The 20,112-nt window shown below is 57.9% G+C and carries 26 protein-coding genes and 1 tRNA gene; 4 read left to right on the plus strand and 23 right to left on the minus strand.

The genetic code is table 11. The features are described 5' to 3' along the window. Window positions 1-86: 86 nt before the first annotated feature. The 14 genes from J7447_RS28000 to J7447_RS28065 form a co-directional block, all read right to left on the minus strand. Entirely contained in the window at window positions 87-491 is a 405-nt protein-coding gene (locus tag J7447_RS28000) for an ACT domain-containing protein (RefSeq protein ID WP_022998308.1), read from the minus strand. A 13-nt stretch (window positions 492-504) separates the two neighbouring features. After that, entirely contained in the window at window positions 505-1,188 is a 684-nt protein-coding gene (locus J7447_RS28005) for a GNAT family N-acetyltransferase (protein WP_209171562.1), read from the minus strand. 79 nt (window positions 1,189-1,267) lie between these two features. Then, window positions 1,268-2,230: a VOC family protein gene (locus J7447_RS31425; protein ID WP_286185554.1), complete on the minus strand. Its 963-nt coding sequence runs from the start codon at window positions 2,228-2,230 to the stop codon at window positions 1,268-1,270. Then, window positions 2,227-2,862 carry a TetR/AcrR family transcriptional regulator gene (locus J7447_RS28015; protein ID WP_209171563.1) on the minus strand — a complete coding sequence of 212 codons (636 nt, stop codon included), beginning with the start codon at window positions 2,860-2,862 and terminating at the stop codon, window positions 2,227-2,229. Before J7447_RS28015 ends, J7447_RS31425 begins: the two co-directional genes overlap by 4 nt. A 230-nt stretch (window positions 2,863-3,092) precedes the next feature. Beyond that, the gene (locus J7447_RS28020; RefSeq protein ID WP_209171564.1) at window positions 3,093-3,782 is read right to left on the minus strand and encodes an SDR family NAD(P)-dependent oxidoreductase; all 690 of its coding nucleotides are present in this window, start codon (window positions 3,780-3,782) and stop codon (window positions 3,093-3,095) included. A 70-nt stretch (window positions 3,783-3,852) separates the two neighbouring features. Continuing rightward, the gene (locus J7447_RS28025; protein ID WP_209171565.1) at window positions 3,853-4,245 is read right to left on the minus strand and encodes a cupin domain-containing protein; all 393 of its coding nucleotides are present in this window, start codon (window positions 4,243-4,245) and stop codon (window positions 3,853-3,855) included. Between the two features lie 21 nt (window positions 4,246-4,266). Continuing rightward, window positions 4,267-5,439 (minus strand): isovaleryl-CoA dehydrogenase, encoded by a 1,173-nt coding sequence (locus tag J7447_RS28030; RefSeq protein ID WP_077292712.1) that lies wholly within the window; start codon window positions 5,437-5,439, stop codon window positions 4,267-4,269. Window positions 5,440-5,460: 21 nt separating this feature from the next. Further along, window positions 5,461-5,907, minus strand: a complete 447-nt coding sequence (locus J7447_RS28035) for a GNAT family N-acetyltransferase (RefSeq protein WP_209171566.1) — start codon at window positions 5,905-5,907, stop codon at window positions 5,461-5,463. Window positions 5,908-5,910: 3 nt separating this feature from the next. Continuing rightward, window positions 5,911-6,354 (minus strand): PaaI family thioesterase, encoded by a 444-nt coding sequence (locus tag J7447_RS28040; RefSeq protein ID WP_209171567.1) that lies wholly within the window; start codon window positions 6,352-6,354, stop codon window positions 5,911-5,913. After that, window positions 6,354-6,779, minus strand: coding sequence for a MerR family DNA-binding transcriptional regulator (locus tag J7447_RS28045; protein WP_209171568.1), 426 nt, complete (start codon window positions 6,777-6,779; stop codon window positions 6,354-6,356). The genes J7447_RS28040 and J7447_RS28045 overlap by 1 nt, the downstream gene beginning before the upstream one ends. Before the next feature lie 90 nt (window positions 6,780-6,869). Then, the gene (locus tag J7447_RS28050) at window positions 6,870-7,580 is read right to left on the minus strand and encodes a GH25 family lysozyme (protein WP_022998298.1); all 711 of its coding nucleotides are present in this window, start codon (window positions 7,578-7,580) and stop codon (window positions 6,870-6,872) included. A 56-nt stretch (window positions 7,581-7,636) separates the two neighbouring features. Continuing rightward, window positions 7,637-8,059: a VOC family protein gene (locus J7447_RS28055; RefSeq protein ID WP_022998297.1), complete on the minus strand. Its 423-nt coding sequence runs from the start codon at window positions 8,057-8,059 to the stop codon at window positions 7,637-7,639. 158 nt (window positions 8,060-8,217) lie between these two features. Beyond that, the gene (locus J7447_RS28060) at window positions 8,218-8,502 is read right to left on the minus strand and encodes a YciI family protein (RefSeq protein WP_209171569.1); all 285 of its coding nucleotides are present in this window, start codon (window positions 8,500-8,502) and stop codon (window positions 8,218-8,220) included. A gap of 77 nt (window positions 8,503-8,579) precedes the next feature. Next, on the minus strand, window positions 8,580-9,005 hold the full coding sequence (locus J7447_RS28065; RefSeq protein WP_055654655.1) for an organic hydroperoxide resistance protein: 426 nt from the start codon (window positions 9,003-9,005) through the stop codon (window positions 8,580-8,582). Window positions 9,006-9,153: 148 nt separating this feature from the next. Here J7447_RS28065 and J7447_RS31430 point away from each other — a divergent pair, with 148 nt between their 5' ends. After that, window positions 9,154-9,963, plus strand: coding sequence for a MarR family transcriptional regulator (locus J7447_RS31430; RefSeq protein ID WP_286189682.1), 810 nt, complete (start codon window positions 9,154-9,156; stop codon window positions 9,961-9,963). Between the two features lie 313 nt (window positions 9,964-10,276). On the opposite strand, the gene J7447_RS28075 is transcribed toward J7447_RS31430, so the two are convergent. Beyond that, entirely contained in the window at window positions 10,277-10,870 is a 594-nt protein-coding gene (locus J7447_RS28075; protein WP_209171570.1) for a TetR/AcrR family transcriptional regulator, read from the minus strand. A 49-nt stretch (window positions 10,871-10,919) separates the two neighbouring features. On the opposite strand from J7447_RS28075, the gene J7447_RS28080 reads away from it, so the two are divergent. Next, window positions 10,920-11,360, plus strand: a complete 441-nt coding sequence (locus tag J7447_RS28080) for a DUF1330 domain-containing protein (protein WP_209171571.1) — start codon at window positions 10,920-10,922, stop codon at window positions 11,358-11,360. A 28-nt stretch (window positions 11,361-11,388) separates the two neighbouring features. On the opposite strand, the gene mgtE is transcribed toward J7447_RS28080, so the two are convergent. The 6 genes from mgtE to J7447_RS28110 all read right to left on the minus strand — a co-directional run bounded on the left by mgtE (window position 11,389) and on the right by J7447_RS28110 (window position 15,244). Then, the gene (gene mgtE, locus J7447_RS28085; RefSeq protein WP_055654668.1) at window positions 11,389-12,804 is read right to left on the minus strand and encodes a magnesium transporter; all 1,416 of its coding nucleotides are present in this window, start codon (window positions 12,802-12,804) and stop codon (window positions 11,389-11,391) included. 174 nt (window positions 12,805-12,978) lie between these two features. After that, on the minus strand, window positions 12,979-13,347 hold the full coding sequence (locus J7447_RS28090; RefSeq protein WP_209171572.1) for a hypothetical protein: 369 nt from the start codon (window positions 13,345-13,347) through the stop codon (window positions 12,979-12,981). Continuing rightward, the gene (locus J7447_RS28095; protein ID WP_209171573.1) at window positions 13,340-13,828 is read right to left on the minus strand and encodes a hypothetical protein; all 489 of its coding nucleotides are present in this window, start codon (window positions 13,826-13,828) and stop codon (window positions 13,340-13,342) included. The genes J7447_RS28090 and J7447_RS28095 overlap by 8 nt, the downstream gene beginning before the upstream one ends. A 111-nt stretch (window positions 13,829-13,939) precedes the next feature. Further along, window positions 13,940-14,539, minus strand: coding sequence for a hypothetical protein (locus J7447_RS28100; RefSeq protein ID WP_168688048.1), 600 nt, complete (start codon window positions 14,537-14,539; stop codon window positions 13,940-13,942). Window positions 14,540-14,758: 219 nt separating this feature from the next. Next, window positions 14,759-14,845: transfer RNA gene (locus tag J7447_RS28105), tRNA-Leu, on the minus strand. Window positions 14,846-14,977: 132 nt separating this feature from the next. Continuing rightward, the gene (locus J7447_RS28110; protein WP_022998287.1) at window positions 14,978-15,244 is read right to left on the minus strand and encodes a FliM/FliN family flagellar motor switch protein; all 267 of its coding nucleotides are present in this window, start codon (window positions 15,242-15,244) and stop codon (window positions 14,978-14,980) included. Between the two features lie 98 nt (window positions 15,245-15,342). On the opposite strand from J7447_RS28110, the gene lipB reads away from it, so the two are divergent. Both lipB and J7447_RS28120 read left to right on the plus strand, forming a co-directional pair. After that, complete coding sequence (lipB, locus tag J7447_RS28115; protein ID WP_209171574.1) at window positions 15,343-16,050, plus strand: lipoyl(octanoyl) transferase LipB; 708 nt, start codon at window positions 15,343-15,345, stop codon at window positions 16,048-16,050. A gap of 291 nt (window positions 16,051-16,341) precedes the next feature. After that, complete coding sequence (locus tag J7447_RS28120) at window positions 16,342-18,264, plus strand: methyl-accepting chemotaxis protein (RefSeq protein WP_209171575.1); 1,923 nt, start codon at window positions 16,342-16,344, stop codon at window positions 18,262-18,264. A gap of 91 nt (window positions 18,265-18,355) precedes the next feature. Here the strand turns inward: J7447_RS28120 and J7447_RS28125 are convergent, their stop codons facing one another. Together J7447_RS28125 and J7447_RS28130 are read right to left on the minus strand one after the other, a co-directional pair. Further along, on the minus strand, window positions 18,356-19,240 hold the full coding sequence (locus J7447_RS28125; protein ID WP_209171576.1) for an NAD(P)-dependent oxidoreductase: 885 nt from the start codon (window positions 19,238-19,240) through the stop codon (window positions 18,356-18,358). Then, window positions 19,240-20,106 (minus strand): glycosyltransferase, encoded by an 867-nt coding sequence (locus J7447_RS28130; protein ID WP_209171577.1) that lies wholly within the window; start codon window positions 20,104-20,106, stop codon window positions 19,240-19,242. The genes J7447_RS28125 and J7447_RS28130 overlap by 1 nt, the downstream gene beginning before the upstream one ends. Window positions 20,107-20,112: the final 6 nt, after the last annotated feature.

A 20,112-nucleotide genomic window follows, 5' to 3' on the forward strand; every position in this document is an offset into this window, starting at 1 on the left:
AATGGGAAGGCAAACCGGAAATTGCAAGGGAAAATCCACCGAATTCGCCACCCAGCCCGAAGTTCGGGCAAACCGGAAAAGCACTGTCAAATGTCTCCGGCGAGTTTGCGCAGTGCTGCCAGGGCATCATCGGCGCGCTCTTCGGGCACAAAAACATGATCGTGAAAATAGGCTGCGACCACATTTGCCGAAATCCCCTCAGCGGCCAATGCAGCCGAGATCGACGCCGTCAGACCCACGGCTTCAAGTGAGGAATGCACCGTCAGCGTTATCCGGCGAAACCATTCGGCCTCGGCCAAACCCAGTTCGCGCGCACGCTCCACCGGCAGGATGGCTGTCAGGCCCTCCGTTTCCGCAAAAAGCCCGATCGGGTCGTATTCCGCCAGGTCCGTCATGGATTTCGAAGCGAAGGTGCAGAACACATAGGGCTCCGGATCCAGCATCGGACGCATCTGGGAGATCAAGGTGGCAAGGTCGGTTTCACCGGTCATTCGGATAATCCAATCAAAGAAGTTTGCGCATCAGCGGCCGCCGCGGGCTTCTGCGTGCGATTTCGACAAAACCGGCTCTACGGAAGACGTCTGCTATACCCACAAAGCCTTCTCCCCATTGAAGGGGCTTTTCCGATTCCATTGGACAAGCATCCAGTTGCTGCGCTCCTTGCGCTTTGGCGTGTTCGATGCCTGCATTGAGCAACACGGACATCAACCCGGTTTTGCGATGTCCGTTTCTGACAAAGAAACAGGTGACGGCATATGTGGCCGCCAGCGCTTGTTCGCTGTCATCGGGCAGCGGCTGGGTGGTTTTTCCAAGCTGAAAACGCAGATACTGCACGCGCGGACCGAGTGCGATCCAGCCCACGGCCAGATCACCGCGATAGGCCAGAAGCCCTGGCACCGGACCCGCGTCCACTTTCTGCTGGAATGCATCGCGCCGTTCATCACGGGTCATCGCTTTCCAGTCCCTTCCCCGCAAGAACGGCCACATGCACCAGCAACCGCCAGACGCCCCCCTCTCCGGTCCGAACAGATCCACCAGATCTGCCCAGCGCTCCGGGGTTGCAATCTGAATGTGGACGGGATCGTTATGTGTCATATCCACTCCTCCGGGTTGCAAAGTTGCACGGAAAGAACGGGGACGGCAATCCCGGTGAAAGTGTCTGTTCCACAAAAGCAAAACGCCGCTCAACAGGTGGCGTTTCGTATTTTCCTTCTTCGCTCAAGCCTTGTTGGGCAATCAAGACAACGGGCTGTGTTTATGCTCCAATTCAGGCAGCGGCTTCCAGCCCGGCAATGTCGATCTTCCTCATCTTCATCAGGGCAGCACTGACACGGCCAGCCCGTTCCGGATTGCCAGCATGCATCAGCCGAGGCAACGCCTTCGGTACGATCTGCCAGTGAACACCGTAGCGATCTCTCAACCAGCCGCACTGCCCTTCTTCCCCGCCATCGGCAAGGAGCGCCTGCCAAAGCCGGTCCGTTTCCGCCTGATCTTCCGTCAGTATGGAAATCGAGGTCAGATAACTTGGCTGCATATCCGGGTTGCCGTTCAGGATCATGAAAGGTGAGCCCGCCAGGGTGAACTCGGCAACAAGCACAGGTCCATTCGGATCCGGCCTGAAGACCGAGCCCATCACGCTATCCGGCAACAGGGACGTATAGTATTTGGCGGCTTCTTCGCCCTTTTCACTGAAGAACAGGCAAGTGCGTACCTTGGCGGAAAATGCAGGAGTTGTTTGCAAGCCCTCAATGGCAATCGACCTAGCAAGCTCATCAAGCTGAGTGGAAGCGGCCTTCCAGCCTTCCTCAAAACCCATTTCCAGGTGCTTGTTCCTGTCAGCTTCCGAAGTGTGGCGAGCCCCCCATGTGAAGCGCGTACCAACACCGGGAACATCTGCCAGTTCCACATACCCGGTCATGAACGCGTTTTCCCGCGGCACATATCCTTCCGAATAGGCATCCGTGAACGTTAGCTTCTCACCGTCGACAACTTCCAGAAACATTCCGACGTTCTCGAACAGCTCCCCTTCCGGACCGGCCATCACTGTGTTGAAACGCCCTCCCGGACGGACGTCCATGTCGGCCTTCGGTACGAACCAGGGCTTCGGGCAAAACCACCGCTTCAATAATTCGGGATTGGTCCAGCATTGCCAGACGGCCTCGCGCGGCGCGGCAATGACGCGGCTGAGTTCCAGCGTCAGACCTTCCTTGCGAATTTCGACTTCACTCATTGCGCTCTCCCGTTTCTAGACCGGCCGAACAACAGTTCGACGTAACGTTTCAGATGATCGATGCTGTCAGTTGCTATCGACGGCGCATTGCCTGCCTTTGCCAGCACGAATGCCCCCTGGATCACGACCTGTGTGTGAAGTGCCAGGCTTTCCGCACCACCTGGAATTTCAACGCCCCGGGCTTCAGCTGCTTCTGCGATATCGGAAACCAGTGTTGCGGCGTGCCCGGTGATGCTGCGGTTGCAGGCATCGCGGATGGAGGGGTTCGTGTCATAGACTTCCTGGACCATGGTCCCGACCAGACACGTGAACTCAGTCACGTCGCCCTGCACCAGTGCCTTGCGGAAATCGAGATAGCCGAGCACCCGGTCCAACGGATCTTCAGGATCGTGATACGTCGCCTTCTCGAACAGAGCCCCGGTCGTTTCAGACCAATAGTCAGCAGCGGCCACTGCCAGATCGTCCTTCGAACGAAAGTGGTGGAAGAAGGCCCCCTTGGTCACGCCCGCCTCCCGGCACAGATCATCGACGGTGGTGGCCGTGTAGCCCTTCATGCGGATCACACGCAGTGCCGAATCCAGCAGCTTGATCCGCGCATCCGGCCGTTTGGTCTTTTGAGATTTCTCTGTCATACGTCACTCATACCGACCAGTTGGTATGTTGTCAATCGACTTGCTCTACGACCGTGCTGCAACTCCCTGTCACCGGCTAGCAAGGATGCGCCAAACGCGTTTGAGCGAGCGAGCGGGGATTCTGAAATTGAGGCATTGAAAAACGAAAGGGTTCCCTGCCAACACCTGAATTGAGCGGACGAAGAACGCTTGGTGATCGCAACATGCCGGGATTTAAGCCCACGCCAAGCCTACCAGGGGATCGGCCTGCCGGTTTGATCGAAAAACCCACCGGTGTCGGCAGGCATAAGACTGGTCAGCACATCGACAAGACGCTCTGCTGCAACAGCCGGTTCCTGAACATCGAGCCCGGTTTTCGCAAAGTTCTCGGTCAAGGGTGTTTTCACCGTGCCGGGATGAAGCGCAACACAGATAGCAGAGGGATTTTTGCGTGCCAGCTCGATAGACGCCGTACGGACCAGTTGATTGAGCCCAGCCTTGGCGGCCCGGTAAGCAAACCATCCACCAAGACCGTTGTCGCCGATCGAACCGACCCGGGCCGAAAGCGTCGCAAAGACACTTCTTCCCTCTTTCGGGAGGAGCGGCAAAAAGTGTTTCATCAGCAGTGCCGGTCCAATGGCGTTGATCGCATATGAACGAGCAAGTACTTCAGGATCGAGTTCGCGCAGGCTCTTTTCCGGACGGGCACTGCCCAAGGTAAGCGCTCCGGTGGCATCGAACAGCAATCGAACATCCCCCTCATTCTCCCTTATCCAGTCGGCACAGGCCTGGATCATGCGTTCGTCGAGCAGGTCGAGAGGTGGTGACGACGTTCGATGAAGGGCGATAACCTTGTCGTAGCCGCTGCCCGCTTCAAGGTGGTCTCTCATGGCTGAGCCAATTCCGCCGCTGGCCCCAAAGATTACCGCAATTGACGTCATTCACTGCCTCACTTTCGTCGTGACAGCAATACGCAGAAAAAGCCGGATCGGTTCGCCAGCAGGATTGGTCTCAGGTGCTGCCGACCGTCGCTTCCCAGGGCCCATCAACAAATTCGGCTTCGTCATCCCCTGGCCAGGGAGGCATAGAGATACAAACGAACTGCAGAACGCTTTCACCGGTGTTGCGGTACTGGAAAGCTGTTCCAGCCGGGATATCGATGGAGACACCGGCTTCCAGGTCGACAACGCCCTGGCTGGCATCGTCGGACCTCCAGATCTGTCCATGGCCGGAAAGCACATGCCAGAACTCATGCACGGTCCTGTGCCGTGTTGCGCGGTTGGTCTGGCCGACAGGAACAGTCGAATGGATCATGTTTCCTGTCGGCCCATCCATGATGAAACGGATATCGGCCCCCGCCGGAGATTTCGCGTCGGGCTTTTCGGGAAGCCGGGTCTGTTTCATGCCATTCTCCGAACTCGGTGATCAGGCCGTCTTGTTAAAGATCTCACGACCGATCAGCATCCGCCGAATTTCGGAAGTTCCCGCACCAATCTCGTACAGCTTGGCGTCACGCAGCAAACGCCCGGTCGGATATTCGTTGATGTAGCCATTGCCACCAAGCAGCTGGATCGCATCAAGTGCCAGTTTGGTTGCGTTTTCGGCAGCGTAGAGGATTGCACCAGCGGCGTCTTCGCGCGTGGTCTCGCCCCGGTCGCACGCCTTGGCAACCGCATAGACATAGGACTTGGTGGCGTTCATGGTCACATACATGTCGGCAACCTTGCCCTGAACAAGCTGGAACGTGCCGATCGGCTGGCCGAACTGCTCGCGCTCGTGGACATAGGGAATGACCACGTCCATGGCTGCCTGCATGATGCCGACGGCCCCTGCAGCCAGAACGGCGCGCTCGTAGTCCAGACCCGACATCAGCACGTTGACGCCCTTGCCAACCTGGCCGAGAACGTTTTCTTCCGGCACTTCGCAATCCTGGAACACCAGTTCACCGGTTTCGGACCCGCGCATGCCGAGCTTGTCGAGTTTCTGCGCGACGGAAAAACCTGCGAAGCTCTTCTCGACCAGAAATGCGGTAATGCCCTTCGGCCCGGCTTCCGGATCGGTCTTGGCATAGATGATCATCGTATCGGCGGACGGACCGTTGGTGATCCACATCTTGGAGCCGTTGAGGACGTACCGATCGCCCTTCTTTTCCGCCTTCAATTTCATGGAAACGACGTCTGAGCCAGCGCCCGGCTCCGACATGGCCAACGCGCCCAGATGTTCACCGGTCACGAGCTTGTTCAGATAGCGCTTCTTCTGGTCGTCACTTCCCCAGCGGCGAAGCTGGTTGACACACAGGTTTGAATGGGCGCCATAGCTGAGGCCGATGGAGGCGGACGCCCGGCTGACCTCTTCCATGGCAATGCAGTGCTCCAGGTAGCCCAGACCCGAACCGCCCCATTCTTCCTCCACTGTGATCCCGTGAAGGCCAAGGTCTCCCATTTCCGGCCAGAGCTCCCGCGGGAACCAATCCTCGCGGTCGATCTTTTCTGCCAGAGGCGCAATCCGGTCCTGACTGTAGGACCGAACGGTGTCGCGCAGCATGTCGGCGGTTTCGCCGAGATCGAAATTGAAACCCGGAAAATCGTTACGGATCATCTTGATTACCTCCCAGAGTTCTTAAGGCCTGTCGTATCGGACAAAATCGCTCAAAACGCCGATCCGGTCGTAAAGCTGCCGGGCGCGCGTATTGTGATCATGTGTGTGCCAGTAGACTTTGCCGCTGGCAGACGGTTCTTCGCTCGCGGCCCTGTAGACCGCCTCGATCAGCTTGCGGCCGGCTCCGCCACCACGAAGCTTCTCGCTGACATACAGATCTTCCAGACAGCAGGTGGATGAACTGGCCCAGGTGCTATCGTGAAAAAGGTAATGGACCAGTCCAACCAGCTCATTCTCCTGAACTGCCACGAACGCGCGGTGGCCTGCATCGGAATGCAGTCGCTCAAAGAGGGTTTCCGTCACTCCCGGCGCCAGATCCTGCTCGTAGAATGCAAGATAGGCCTTCCAGAGTTCGAGCCAGCCCGGCTTATCGGATCGTTCCAGCGGCCTGATGGTGATATCGGTCATTCTTCAGTCCTTGACGCCGGCAACGCTCATGAGCGTGAACAGCCCCGTTGCGACATGCACCTGTGCGCCGTCGTCCAGCCCGTAGACATCCGCCTTGGCTATGGTCAGCGTTCGTCCCGGTTTGACAACCCGGCCACGCGCAAGAAGCACCGGCTGTTTCGCCGGATTGAGCAGGTTGATCTTGTATTCGCTGGTCAACACCCCGAAGCCGGCGGAAAACAGCGTCAGAGCTGCATAGCCTGCCGCACTGTCCGCAATGGAAGACGTCGCACCGGCATGAAAAAAGCCGTGTTGCTGTGTCAGTTCCGGAAGCATCGTCAATTCCAGATCGACCACTCCGGGCGAGACGTGAACCATCTTCGCCCCCAGATGGGTCATGAATTTCTGCGCGGCAAAACTGGCCCGAACACGGGGTTCCCAGTTTTCGTCTCGAGGCGAAAGATCCATCACGTGTCCTCCGAGGTCGTAACGGCGCCAGACAGTTGGTCCGGGCCTGTTTCAAGCTCGACCATGCGCGCTTTTGCACCGGCCTCGACATCGTCGAGTTCAACCAGGGTCAATTCGATATCGCGCTGTTTTTCGAGAAGTTCAGCCCGGCGGGCGGCGATCCTGTCGAGAAGCAGCCGCAGCTGGCCGGTTTCACCGGGCGCACTGCCGTACATCTCGATCATTTCCTTGATTTCGTTCAGGGAAAATCCGAGACGCTTGCCGCGAAGGATCAATTTGATGCGGGTACGATCACCAGGTGTGTAAAGGCGTTGACGACCCCGGCGCGTCGGCGACACCAGCCCCTGCGCTTCGTAGAACCGCAGGGTTCGGGTGGTAATGTCGAACTCCTGCGTCAGCTGGGTGATGGTGTAATAACGCTGCATGCCCGCTCCTTGTTGGAGCGCACAGTTCCGTCTTTTTACGTTAAAGTCAACACGTCTATTTTAAAGCTTATATTTCATGAACTTGAGCAATCAGGATTTCAGATTATCCAAGCTCTTCTCTGGATGAAGGACATTCAGATCGACATCGCCGGAAATGCCTTTGATCGTGCCCCGGTCATGGTACTGCCAGAGCGACCAGTCTGACACATAGCCGGGGGAATGCCAGATCGACTGCGTCCAGAGACGGCGGTTCAGGCCCTTGCCTTTCAGATAGTCCAGATAGAAGTCCTCCGGCACATAAAGGATGACCTGCTTGCCGCGCCCCTGCTCGACCAGAGCAACGAAATCACTGATTTCCTGCAGCACTTCCTCGGCCGGCGGACGGCGCGCGCAGTTCCCGGTGAATTCCAGATCCACCACCGGCGCCAGCATGTCGCTGTCCTGAGGCAGAACCGACAGGAAGTTTTGCGCCTGCTCGCGGCCGGATTTGCACAAACTGAAGAAATGATAGGCACCACGCGCCAGACCCGCGCCTCCTGCTCCGGCCCAGTTGCGGGCAAAGGCACGGTCCTTGAAGTCTCCGCCTTCAGTTGCCTTCATGTAGACGAAGGCAATATCGTCCGCCGCCACCTGCGCCCAGTCGATATCACCCTGGTGGTGCGAAATATCGATGCCGCGGATCGTGTATTGGTTCCGGTCAGGCTCCCAGTTCATGAAGAAAAACGCCGCTCCGACAATCGAAATCACCCCGCCGACGGCAACGTAGAACAATGTCCGCAGGACCGCTTGCAAGAAATTCATTGCGCCACCTGTTATGACTTTCAAACGCCGTCACCCTGCCGCAAAACTGTTAAGAATCACGATAGGTAATTCGGCCAGAGCGGGGCTGCCGCCAGCTCCAGGACATTGCCATCCGGGTCGTTGAAATAAAGGCTGGTGCCGCCTGCCGGCCATACGACCTCGCTGACAATTTCCACACCCATCTCGCCCAGGTAAGCCCGCCAGGGTTCCAGTTGGTCGGACCCAATGCGAAACGCGAAATGACTGTGCCCCGACGTATCGTGCCCGGGAACGATACCTCCCGGCGTCTCAACGTCCTCCCCGGTATGGCCGCGATGAAACACCAGAAGCGCCTGCGCAGGGCCGGCATCATAGGCAAACAGCCTTTCTCCAGCGACCATGCGCTTCAATCCCAGAATTTCGGAATAAAAGGTATGAGCCGTCTCCATGTCGTCGACATAAACGGCGGTTTCCAGGATGCCATCAAGCTTCGGCCGCATGTTCTTAATTCTCCGCGTGAGACTGGTCGGCCCTTCTTAACACCCATCCGCCGGGAATTTCAGGTTACCCGGCAAGGTTTTCTTTCAAATCGCCATCGCCAATTGGATTTGTCGTGTGACGGCTGCATTCCGCACAGAGGTGATCGCCCGTGATTGCGTCAAATCGGGAAGTTCCGTGCGTGCATGACCGGCTTGAATTCCGTAACGGTATATTCCGCAACGCCCGCCGACTTGAACGGGTCCTTGTTGATCGCCAGTTCGACTTCGACACGGTCTGCTGCGCGCGCCAGGATCACACCGCCGGTTCGCGGCTGTTTCGGACCGGACGCCAGGAACAGACCGGCCTCATACTGATCCCGCAGGAAGGACCTGTGTTCTTCCGCCAGAGCGTCTATTTCCCATAGATCAGCAGTGTAGTGAAGATCGATAACAAAAAGGCTCACGAAAGCTCCTTTCCACCAACAGAAAGCCCAAAAAGAGGTCCGGCTCGACCACAAAAGGTCGAACCGGACAATCTGTGTCAGACGACAGTCAGCTTGACGTCAATGTTGTTCCGGGTGGCGTTTGAATAGGGGCAAACCTGGTGTGCCTTGGCAACGAGGTCTTCAGCTACAGCTTTGTCCAAACCCGGCAGGGACACTTCCAGCGCGACCGCCAGACCGAACCCGCCTTCCGAGCGCGGACCGATGCCAACCGTCGAGGTGATGGATGTATCAGCCGGGACAGCAATCTTTTCCTGCCCGCCGACGAATTTCATCGCGCCAATAAAGCAGGCTGCATATCCGGCTGCGAACAGCTCTTCCGGGTTATTGCCTTCGCCGCCTGCGCCGCCGAGTTCTTTCGGCGTCGCCAGCTTGACCTTGAAGGATCCGCTCAACGTTTCCGCCGCACCATCGCGGCCGCCGGTGGCCTTTGCCTTGGTTTCATATTTCACATCAACAGCCATCTGCAGGCTCCTTCTCTCAAATAGCAAGTCATTCAGCCTTATATATCGTATAAGCTTTAATCGTACACGATATAAATTACCCACATATACACACGCTTCCAATTCGTCAACAGTTGCGACCATATCGCGCGCGATTTATAAGGGGCGAATGAGCGAGACCACAAACCAGATGTCCCTGCTGGACGCGATTGGATTTTCCGCGCCGGAAGCGACTGAAAAACAAAAAAAAGACAAGCCGGCAAAAGCCGAAAAGTCTGAGAAGAAACAGCGCAAGAAGGCCGCAGCCAAGCCTGAGGCGGAAACGGCTTCCGGCGCTGAAAGCGATGACACACGCGAAGCGGAAATTGACGTTGCCGTCGCCGAGACGCCTGCCAGCCAAGAGATAGCTGATACCGGGCAGACACCTGACGTTTCTGCGGAAACGCAGGCTGGCGAAGATCCCGGCACCGAACAGGCCGCATCTGTATCCGCTGCCAATGACCCTGCCAGCGACCAGGACGACGACAGTCAGAAAATCCATGATGGCAGCTTGCCGCTCGACCGGCACTTGTGTTTTGCGCTGTATTCCGCCAACCACGCAATGCACGGCGTCTACAAGGCGTTGCTCAAGGAAGTCGGGCTCACCTACCCGCAGTTCTTGGCCATGACGGTGCTCTGGGAAACAAACAACGTTCCGGTTGGTACCATTACGTCCAAGCTGCAGCTCGACACCAACACGCTGACGCCACTGTTAAAGCGGCTTGAGGCCATGGGGCTGGTCACGCGGACACGCAACATCAAGGACGAGCGCCAGGTTATCCTGAAACTGACCCGCAAAGGCCGCGCCTTGCAGAAGAAAACGGAACATTTCAGCACCTGCATCATGTCTTCGACCGGACTGAAACTGGAAGAAGTCATCGACCTTCAGGCAAAGGTCATGACGCTTCGGGACAATTTGCGTAAAGCTGGCCTGGAGTGATACCTGGCATTGAGCAGCGAGCAAAATGAGTAGCCATCAAACAGGCTCCGGGAAGTTGCTGCACCAGCACAAATCCCGGGGCCTTTTGTTTTGGCAATAACGGGTCTGCGTGACCTTTTGCAGCGCAGCTCAAGTCTTTGTCGACCGCCCCCCCTCCATGGCGTCGTGTTTGTTGAATTCGACAACAAAACTTTCGACAGGAAGCAGCCATGGTCCAGGCATGGCCTGCCCGCCGAACCTTTGAACCAGGGCTATTCCACTCAGCGTCAGGTGTGTTTGCTTTTAGTGACCCACATTCACGACCTCCGCGGCATCATTTTTCCGTCAGCAATGCCTGCCGCAGTGTCCTCGTCAGGACAGCTTCCGCCTCGCCCTCATCCCAGCCGCAGTCCTGTGTCAACAGACCCCAGGCCTGCACACTGAACGACGCCCAGAGAAATTCTGAAGCCGACTTCGCTGTCCAGACGGATTGCAGCGCACCGTCGCGTTCCAGCGATCCGGTCAACACAAGCAACCATTGCCTCAGTTCCGACATCCGGTCTTCCCACGCCGCCGATGCGTCCGCATCGGTGGTTCGCAGGCGGATAAGATCCGAGGCAACCGGGTAGATTTCCTTCACGAAGCCGACCCAGACGGCAACAGTAGCATTCAGCCGTTCATGCGGCTGTGGCCTGTCAAAGGCTGCAAACAGTTTCGCCCGTATGTCGAGACGTTCATCAGCCCGCCGGACGAGTGCCAGGATCAGCCCCCCACGCGAACCAAAGTGATCATAGACGGACTGCCGGCTGATTTTTGCCACCTTGGCGATTTCCGCCAGCGACACGTCCGCGCCCCGCTGCGAGATGAGCGTCCAGGCACTATCGAGAATTTCCGCGCGCGCGCGTTGCACCCTGGCTTGACTTGACACGTGTAAACTTTCCTGCAATTTGACACGTGTAAAGTTAAGGAGAAGCCTCATGGACGTCAAGCAACAGTCAGCCCAATTCGTAACCTGGTACGGCCCGGGAACCGACGGCACCAGCCCGACGGAAAGCCAATGGACGCAGATCCTCAGCCGGGCGAGCGACAAACCCGTAACCCTGATCAATTTCTTCAAGCTGAATGCCGCCGCGACATATGCGGACGGAACGACAGGCCAGACCGGCCAGGAAGCCTTTGCCAGTTATGCGGCCGCAAGCATGCCGGCCATGGAGCGGGCTGGTGGACGGTTCCTTTATGTCGGACCGTTTCAGGGCATGTTCCTGGGGCAGGACGAGGATTGGGATCTGGTCGCTATCGGCGCCTATCCCGATTTAACCGCGTTGGTCGCACTCTATTCGGACAGCGCCTATCGCGAGGCCTTCCATCACCGCACGGCCGCATGTCTGCGACAGAAGGTTCTGGTTTGCGGTGACTGACCTTTAAACGAGGCCTGCCGATTGGAGGCTAGAACGGCAGGCCGAACCAAAGCGCCGCGATGCCGAGAAAGGCGAAGAAACCGACCACATCTGTCACCGTCGTCACGAAGACGCTCGAGGCGATCGCCGGATCAACGTTCATCTTGTCGAGCGCGATCGGGATCAGAAGGCCGGAGAGACCCGCGAACAGCAGATTGATCACGATCGCACCGCCAATCACCACGCCGAGCCCCGGACTGCCAAACCACATCCAGGCGGTCACCCCGATTAGGATGGCCAGGGCAACGCCATTGAACACACTCACCAGAATTTCACGGTTGAGAACGCGCAAAAGATTGCGCGCACCCAGTTCCTGGGTGGCAATACCACGCACGGCAACGGTCATCGTCTGGGTGCCGGCGTTGCCCCCCATGGAAGCGACGATCGGCATCAGCACCGCCAGCGCCACCATGGCCTCGATCGTGTCCTCGAACAGCGCAATCACCACCGAGGCAAGCACGGCGGTGCCAAGGTTGACGACCAGCCAGGTCAGCCGCGAGCGCGCAATGGTCATCACATTATCGGAAATCTCTTCATCACCGACACCGGCCAGGGCACGCAGGTCTTCTTCCGCTTCTTCCTGGATGACGTCGACGATGTCATCAACCGTCAAAACACCGACCAGACGGTCATTCTCGTCGACAACGGCGGATGAAACGAGGTTGTAGCGCTCAAACCGGCGGGCCACCTCTTCCTGATCTTCCGTCGCGAGCACCGCCTGGCGAGTCTCCTCCATGATGGAAGTGACCTTCTCGTCCCGCTTGGTGCGCAGGATCTTGTCCAGGTGAACGGACCCGAGCAGTTTGAACGTCGGATCGACCACGTAGATTTCGTAGAAGCTGTCCGGAAGGTCGCGGGCCTCGCGCATGTAGTCGATCGTCTGACCGATGGTCCAGAACGGGGCAACCGCAATGAATTCGGTCTGCATGCGCCGACCGGCGCTTTCCTCCGGATAATCCAGAGCCTTTTGCAGCTGGGCCCTGTCCGCATAAGGCAGCTCTTCCAGAATCGCAGCCTGGTCGTCCTCATCGAGGTCTTCCAGAATGTAGACCGCATCATCCGAATCGAGCTCGCCCAGACCTTCGGCGATGACTTCCGTCGGCAGGTCTTCCAGAACCTGCAGACGCACCGCCTCGTCGATCTCGGTCAGCGCGGTATAGTCGAAGTCCTCGCCCAGAAGCCGGATGAAGGACGCCCGATCCTCCGGATCCAGCGTCTCGAGAAGGTCACCGGTGTCAGCTTCGTGAAGATCGGCGGCAAGGTGCCTCAAGCCATCCTGATCGTTCGCCTCGATTGCCGCTTCAACAGCCGCAATGAACTCGCGATTGAGATGCTCATCCTCGTCGCGCACCGGAATGTCGGGAACGGGAGAGGCGGTGACATCAAGCTCGGATGCTTCACTCATCTGGCGCCTCCCCTCAAAACGCAACGAACTCTTCCGGCGAAAGGCACCGGACACTCCTCACCAGATCTAGCGTTTGCGGCGGCAAAGCGCCACCGGAAAAGCGAAACCGGTCCACAGACTTAACGCCGAAATGCCGGTCTGGTTCAAAAGCCTGCCAACTTTCCTTGAAGTCCTTCAACGCCTCTCGGGGCCGCTGCACCCCTTGTCCGCTGCAACGCTTCGCAAGTCATCAAGATAGTCACGCGTATCCTGTGGCAGAATGGCCTCGTCATCGGATATGCATCGCTCCGCACGGCGGAATGCGCGGCGTGCTCTTTCGCTGGCAAGACACACTCTGCCCGCAGCCAGCACCTCCTGCTCGACATACCAAAGCTGCTGGCACGTCATCGCGCCAAACCTGCCCGGATCAACGGCAGGATAAACGGAAAGTGACTGCGCGAATGCCGCTGGCGACACAAATGCAAGTGCCAGCCACACGAGAACGAACCTGCTCCGGAGGGCTTTCAGTCGCTCTGCAATGCCCTGTCTCACACCTTCACGCATGGGCGGGAAGCTGCCGATTGGTTGGCGCTGTGTCCGACGTGAGCGCGAGTGCATAGAGCAGCGCAAGCGTGACGCCATAGCGGAACGATGAATAGAGACTGCCGATCAAGACCATGAGCAGCGTGCTGTTCGGCATTGCGGGAAGAACGTAGGTAAAAAACAGGATTGCCGAGACGGCAGTCAAGGCGACGCAGACCAGATACGCTTTCCAGGCAATCAGCGGACGAAACACCACAAGAAACAGCACGACGATCATCGCAGCACCTTCCGCGCTCGTCACGAGAAGTTTCCAGAGCCCCGGCTCGCTCAAGAGACGCGACAAGAAGCTGCCCCATAAGGCGCCACTCGGCACAGTGACAAGCCAGAAATCCTTTACGGCGTAAATTTCGGGGAAGAGCTGTATCAGCAACAGGCAGATGACGAGCGTCAGAATCATGCCGCGGATAACCCAGCGCCAATCCGGCCTTGCGATATCGGACATGTCATCCCTCCCGTGTTTTCTCAATGACGGACAACAACACGACAAAGCGTCATCAAGAGCCTTTCAGAACCGCTTCCACAGCCAGTGCGGACACTCGCCGCAAAGGCCGCATCACTCGACCTCGCACTCCGGCGGCCGCGTATCCATGGTCCAATCCTGTACAGGCAGGGCACCGAGTGAAGTCTTGAAGTTCTTCCCGTTCAGAACCCCCTTGCCCGTCAGAAGGTTGACGTCACACTGCCCGTTCGCATCCGGATCCAGCGTATCGTAGTAGGAATAGGTGTATCCGGCGACCCGGAAGACGCCGTTACGATAGGCAATGGTCAGGACCTGTTCCCAACGGTTGCGTCCGACAGCCGAATTTTCCGAATAGATTTTCAACGAACCGTGTTCGGTTGCTTCCATCCAGGGCTCCTGGCCGTACATGCCGCCGCGCCACACCATGTCTTTCGCATGGGCAACCTGTTTCCAGCCCTCTCCTGCGTCCGTAAAGACGTAGAGATCGGCGCCTTCTTCCGTTTCAACGAGGATTGCGCGAAAGCGATTGATATCGCCGTCGACGGGAGACGTGACTGCACCGGCAATGGCACCGGCCGGGACCATTGCCTCCTGCACTTTCTCTTGTTCTTGCGCCTGAAGCGGACCTGCCAGCAAGCTCAGGCTCATCATCGCGGCACAGGACGAAGTACTGATGGAACGGAAATTGAACACGTGCGGCTTCCTTCGATTTCGCATGAATGTGCCGGACCGGTTTTTGCCAGTAGCCCGCTGAGGCTGTTCCATGCAGAAAAGCACATCGCAACAAACCCAAAAAGCCGGTATCTGAATTTTCCCAGAGCAATCAGGTATTTTGCGGGCAGTGCGGAAAAGCAAAAAGGCCGCCCGGAGGGGCAGCCTTTTGAGGAAGCATCGGTAGAAATGCTTCGAATATGGTGCGGTCGAGAAGACTCGAACTTCCACGGGTTTTACCCCACAGCGACCTCAACGCTGCGCGTCTACCAATTCCGCCACGACCGCATATTCGATTGTTCCCGGCGCCTCTCAGCGTCGAGGCGCTCCATGTAGCAAAAGGAATTTGGGGGCGCAAGAGGCCTTTTTGCATTAATTCACAGGCACGCGATTTTTCTTATGCAGAAATGCTTTAGTCCCTCACAGAGGGCCATCGGTGCGCATGGGCCGGATGTCCGGCGGACGCATCAGAACTTCCGTGATCGAGATGCCTATCCGCTCGCCGAGCAAAACCACCTGCCCCTTGGCGACCAGCGTATTGTTGGCATAGATCTTCACATCGTCGTCTTCGGCCACATCAAGGTCGATAACGGCGCCACGCCCCATGCGGAGCAACTGGTGGACAGGCATCTCGTTCTCCCCGAGAACGACGGAAATATCGACTTTGATTTCATCGAAGGTAGTCATCGGACGCCTTGATCCTTAAATAGGGCTACTGACCCGCCAGCGCTTAACCATACCACGGCATGGCAAGCCAGCTCAAAAAACAATGAAGTGTCATCCACATGTCACCCGCCGATAGAGACGCTCTTTCCCTCAGTTTTCTGCCAATTTCCGGCTCGCGCCCGGTCGAATGGCGGATTTCCGACGAACTGGTCGATTATGAGACCGCTCTTCGGGAAATGGATGAAAGGGTCCAGAGAATCATTGCCGGCGAAGCCGACGAACAGGTCTGGCTGCTGGAGCACCCCCCGCTCTACACCGCCGGCACCAGCGCCAAGGACAGCGATCTTGTCGCTCCCGACCGCTTTCCGGTCTACCGGACAGGGCGCGGTGGACAGCACACCTACCATGGGCCCGGGCAACGCGTAGCCTATGTCATGCTCGATCTGAAGCGGCGTCAGCAGGATGTGCGGGCTTTTGTTTCCGCACTTGAAGCCTGGCTCATCAGCACGCTCTGGCACTATCACATTCGCGGCGAACGCCGGGAAGACCGCGTCGGCGTCTGGGTGCGCCGGCCAGACCGCGGGGCGACGGTCGAGGACAAGATCGCCGCAATCGGCATCCGCCTGCGCAAATGGGTCACGTTCCACGGCATCAGCTTCAACGTGGAGCCTGAACTGGATCATTTTGACGGCATCGTGCCCTGCGGCATTACCGAACATGGCGTGACCAGTCTCGTGGATCTCGGCCTGCCCGTTACCATGGCCGAAAACGACAGCGTCCTTCGGGCCGAATTTGAAAAGATATTTGGCCCCACGGTTTCCGTGTGAAGCCACTCGCGCGGTGGAGGCTTCAAACAGGCGCATTGAACTCTAGGTAATATCGAGTTCAAACTTGAGTTGCGTCAAAAACCAAAAAGCAACCTCAAGAAATTCCATTGTTATTTTTGCGAGTAACATTCAAAATCGCATGAAGTTTTCATTTTTTTAGTTCAAAGACGGCTTGGAAGCCGGTCGGATTTAGTATTCCTTCATTCAGATGGGCGAATACAGACACAAACCTTCTCAACTATGGGAATGAAGTTTGTGACCCAGGCTCTCTCAGTTCGCTCCCGTCGGAGCGTGATCACCAAAATCCTGCTGGCAGCCGCCGGCGTCATTGTTCTGATCTTCGCCGGCTTCGGCCTCTTCAACGACACCCTTCAGCGCAACGCAAAGACGGACGAAGTTCGCGACTACATGACCGGTGTCGGCCAGTCGGAAGTCAATATCGTCACAAACTGGTTCGAAGCGCGCATGCTGCTCATCGAAGCGTTGTCCGAACGTATTGCCAAACAGCCCGAGGTAACTCCCGAGTTCTTCGACCTCAAGACCCTGACCAGCAATTTCAGCGCGACCTATTTTGGTGTGGAAGCAGACGGCGCCTTCAACATGTGGCCGCCGGCAGATCTGCCCCAAGGCTACGATCCGCGCGTGCGCCCCTGGTACAAGGATGCCGTTGCAAAAGGCGGCCCCGTGATCACCGCCCCCTATCAGGACGCCTCAACCGGCAATCTCATCGTGACGGCTGCAACACCGGTAAAAACCGGCGGCACCCTTTCCGGTGTGGTCGGTGGTGACTTTGACATCACCACCCTGGCGAACATGCTCGCCTCGTCGAACATGAGCGGCCTCGGATACGTCTTTGTGGCCGACTCCAAGGGCACCATCCTGGTGCACCCGGACAGCAACATGATTTCCAAGCCGCTCAGTGAGCTGTTTCCCAACGAGCCGGTCAAGGTCAGTGCAGAACCGCAATACGCGTCCAGTGTGAATGGCGACCGTATCGTCCAGTTCGTTCCGGTCACCGGTTTGCCGGTCGACTGGCAGATTGGCCTTTCCGTTGATCGGAACGCCGCCTTTGCGAGCCTGACGAGCTTCCGCTATTCGGCACTCTTTGCGACCGTGATTGCAACCGTGCTGATGCTTGCCATCCTCGGTACCTTGTTCCAGACACTGCTGGCCCGTCCGCTCGCGTCCGTGACCAGTTCAATGGCCCAGATTGCGGAAGGCGATCTGGAAACCCCGGTCCTGGGCCTGGAGCGGAACGACGAGATCGGCTCGATCGCCAATGCCGTGGAGGTGTTCAAGACCAACGGCAAGGAACAGCGTCGCCTGGAAGCCGAACGCGCGACCGAGCAGGAAGCAAAGCATCGCAGGGCAGCAACCGTCGACCAGTTGCTTGGTGGTTTCAACCAGGAAATCCGCAGCGTTCTGGAAACCGTTTCCAACGCCACAGAAGAACTGGAACGCACCGCCCGCGAGTTGGCTCAAACTTCCGAACAAAGCTCGACCGATGCGGAATCGGCTGCCCGGACCACCGGCGACACTGCCGCCAATGTCCGTTCGGTTGCCGCAGCCTCCGAGGAACTGACGTCCTCTATCGCCGAAATTGCCCGGCGTGTCGAAGAGCAGGCCGGCATTTCCGAACGGGCCTCCAGCGCGGCTTCCCAGACGGATCAGACCGTACAGAGCCTCGTGGCAACCACCGACCGGATTAGCCAGATCGTCAGTCTGATCAACGACATTGCTGCCCAGACCAACCTTCTGGCGCTGAATGCCACCATTGAGGCGGCCCGCGCCGGTGAAGCCGGCAAAGGCTTTGCGGTTGTTGCATCGGAGGTGAAATCCCTGGCCAACCAGACTGCCCAGGCGACAGAGGAAATCGCAACGCAGATCCAGGCGATGCAGACAGTTTCGAACCGCGCTGCTGAAGCCATCCGCGATATCAGCAACGTTATTGCGGAAATGTCCGAGATCTCCAAGGACATCTCTGTGTCGGTCGAACAGCAGAGCCTGGCGACCAACGAGATTTCGCGAAACGTCAACGAAGTCTCCACGGGTACGGACGCCATCTCCGAGACGATTATCCAGGTCTCCAGCGGCGCTCAGTCAACCGGCCGAAACGCTGCGGATGTTCTGTCTACAGCAGAGGCACTGACCAGCGAATCCGCCAACCTCAGCTCGAAAGTCGACCGCTTCTTCGACGACATCCGCGCTGCCTGATCTGGCACTAAGGCAAATGGAAAAGGCGGGCCGCTGAGCCCGCCTTTTTTGTTGCCATACCGGCAAACAAAGCTCGCTCAAAAGCTGAGGGTCAGGTGCCGGCCGCACCGCGCTCGGCTATTGAGCGCAGAAACACTTTCAGCTTTTCAGTTCCACCCGGCGACCAGCCAATTGCCCGCAGCCGGTCTGTCGTCATTTCGCCTGGCGCCTGGTCCGATGCTGCCGGCACCTCAAGGTTCAAACCTGCTTCGGCCGCATAAAGTGCCAAGAGGTCCTGGCGGTCGAGCAGAAGATCCGAGACGTTGTAGATCTGAAATGGTTCTTCATTTTCCCGTCGCTCTTCCAGAACCAGGGCAACGGCAGCAGCAAGATCGTCCCCGTGAACTTCCGTTCCCCTGCGCGGGGCAATCGGAATACCGGATGCAAAATCCCTGAAAAGCCCCGACCATTTGTGGTCTGCCGAGCCTGACCCGGGGCCGTAAACACCGGTCGCGCGCAAAACGATGCCGCGCATTCTCTGGCAGCATAACGCCTTGAGTGCCGCTTCCCCTGCAAGTTTCACCTCGCCATAAAGCGTATCGGGTGCTGGTGCATCCGTTTCCGTGAGCTTTTCGCCTTGTCGGTGATCACCGTAAACAGCCCTGCTGGAGAGGAAAACGACTGTCCGGCATCCCATCTTCGCGGCCGCTTCAAAAAGACATCGGGTACCGTCGACATTCAGCTTCCTGAACCGCTCAGGTTCGTCACCTTCACCGCCCCGGAACTTGCCGGGCTCATGGACCAGTGCACAATGAACGAGTGCATCGGCTTGCGGGAGTTGAGGATCCGTATCAGCAAGGTCATAGGTCCGAAAGGCTGCCGCGACGCCGTCAACCGGACGTCTGCCAAGAACCGTGACCGTGCAGCCATCGTCAAGCAGCCGGTTCAAGATAAACCGGCCAACTACCCCGCTTGCCCCCGTCAGAAGAACATGCATCAGGACGCCTGCTTTGCCGCCCGCTCCAGAGGACCGGGCAGACCGGCCACATCATCAGGAATCCCGACACCGGTCGCAAAAGCCTGCCAGAGATCGATCAGAGGACGCAACTTGGCGGTCTTTTCATGCCCCTCCTGCCAGGGCTTTTCATACTGGTAATGCAGCACATGGATCTGCTTCCAGTTCCAGAGTTCCGGCAGGTTGAACCAGACATACTGGAGCGTGTTGAAGAACACCGGCAACCCGTGCCAGTCGGGAAAATAGTCTTCCAGAAACGTCTGGTCCGTGCGCCGCCAGAAGGCCTCCGGCCTGTCCAGACGCGCCAGCATGGCCTCGAACGTGGCCCTATTCGGCCGGGCGGTAAAGACACCGCTGTTCAGACGGTGGAAGTCCTGCAGGCTTTCGTAGACATTGGGCGCTGCGCAGAACTCGGGATAGCCAAATAGCTTGTCGCAGTTCTGCAGCACGATGGCATCGGCATCGATGAAGATGACCTGGTCATATTCGTCGAGTTGCCACAGCCGCAGCTTGACGAAGTTGTCCAGAGGCGTGTGAAAGACCGGCTTTCCGCCCTTTGTGAACGGGGCCGCCTTGTGAATGCGGCCGCGTTCATGGCGCGCGTTGAAGCTTTCGCTCGTTGGCAGGCGCTCGCACCGGCCAAGCCGAGGTCTGAATTCCGCAAGGGCGGCAAGATCCGCCTCACCGACCCCGGGCGTATAGAGGGCCACGAGGTCGGCTTCGGTTCCCGAATGCCGGAGCGAGCGCAGAAGCGCCGTCGCCCCGAGCACATAGTCCCGGTTCGTCACCAGTGTCACATAGGCACATGTGCTTCCAGGTGCCCGGTCGAACTGAGGAGTGTCTTGCATTCCCGG

Origin of the sequence: Labrenzia sp. R5_0 (assembly GCF_017743835.1) — a bacterium.
Taxonomy (GTDB): Bacteria; Pseudomonadota; Alphaproteobacteria; order Rhizobiales; family Stappiaceae; genus Roseibium; species Roseibium algicola.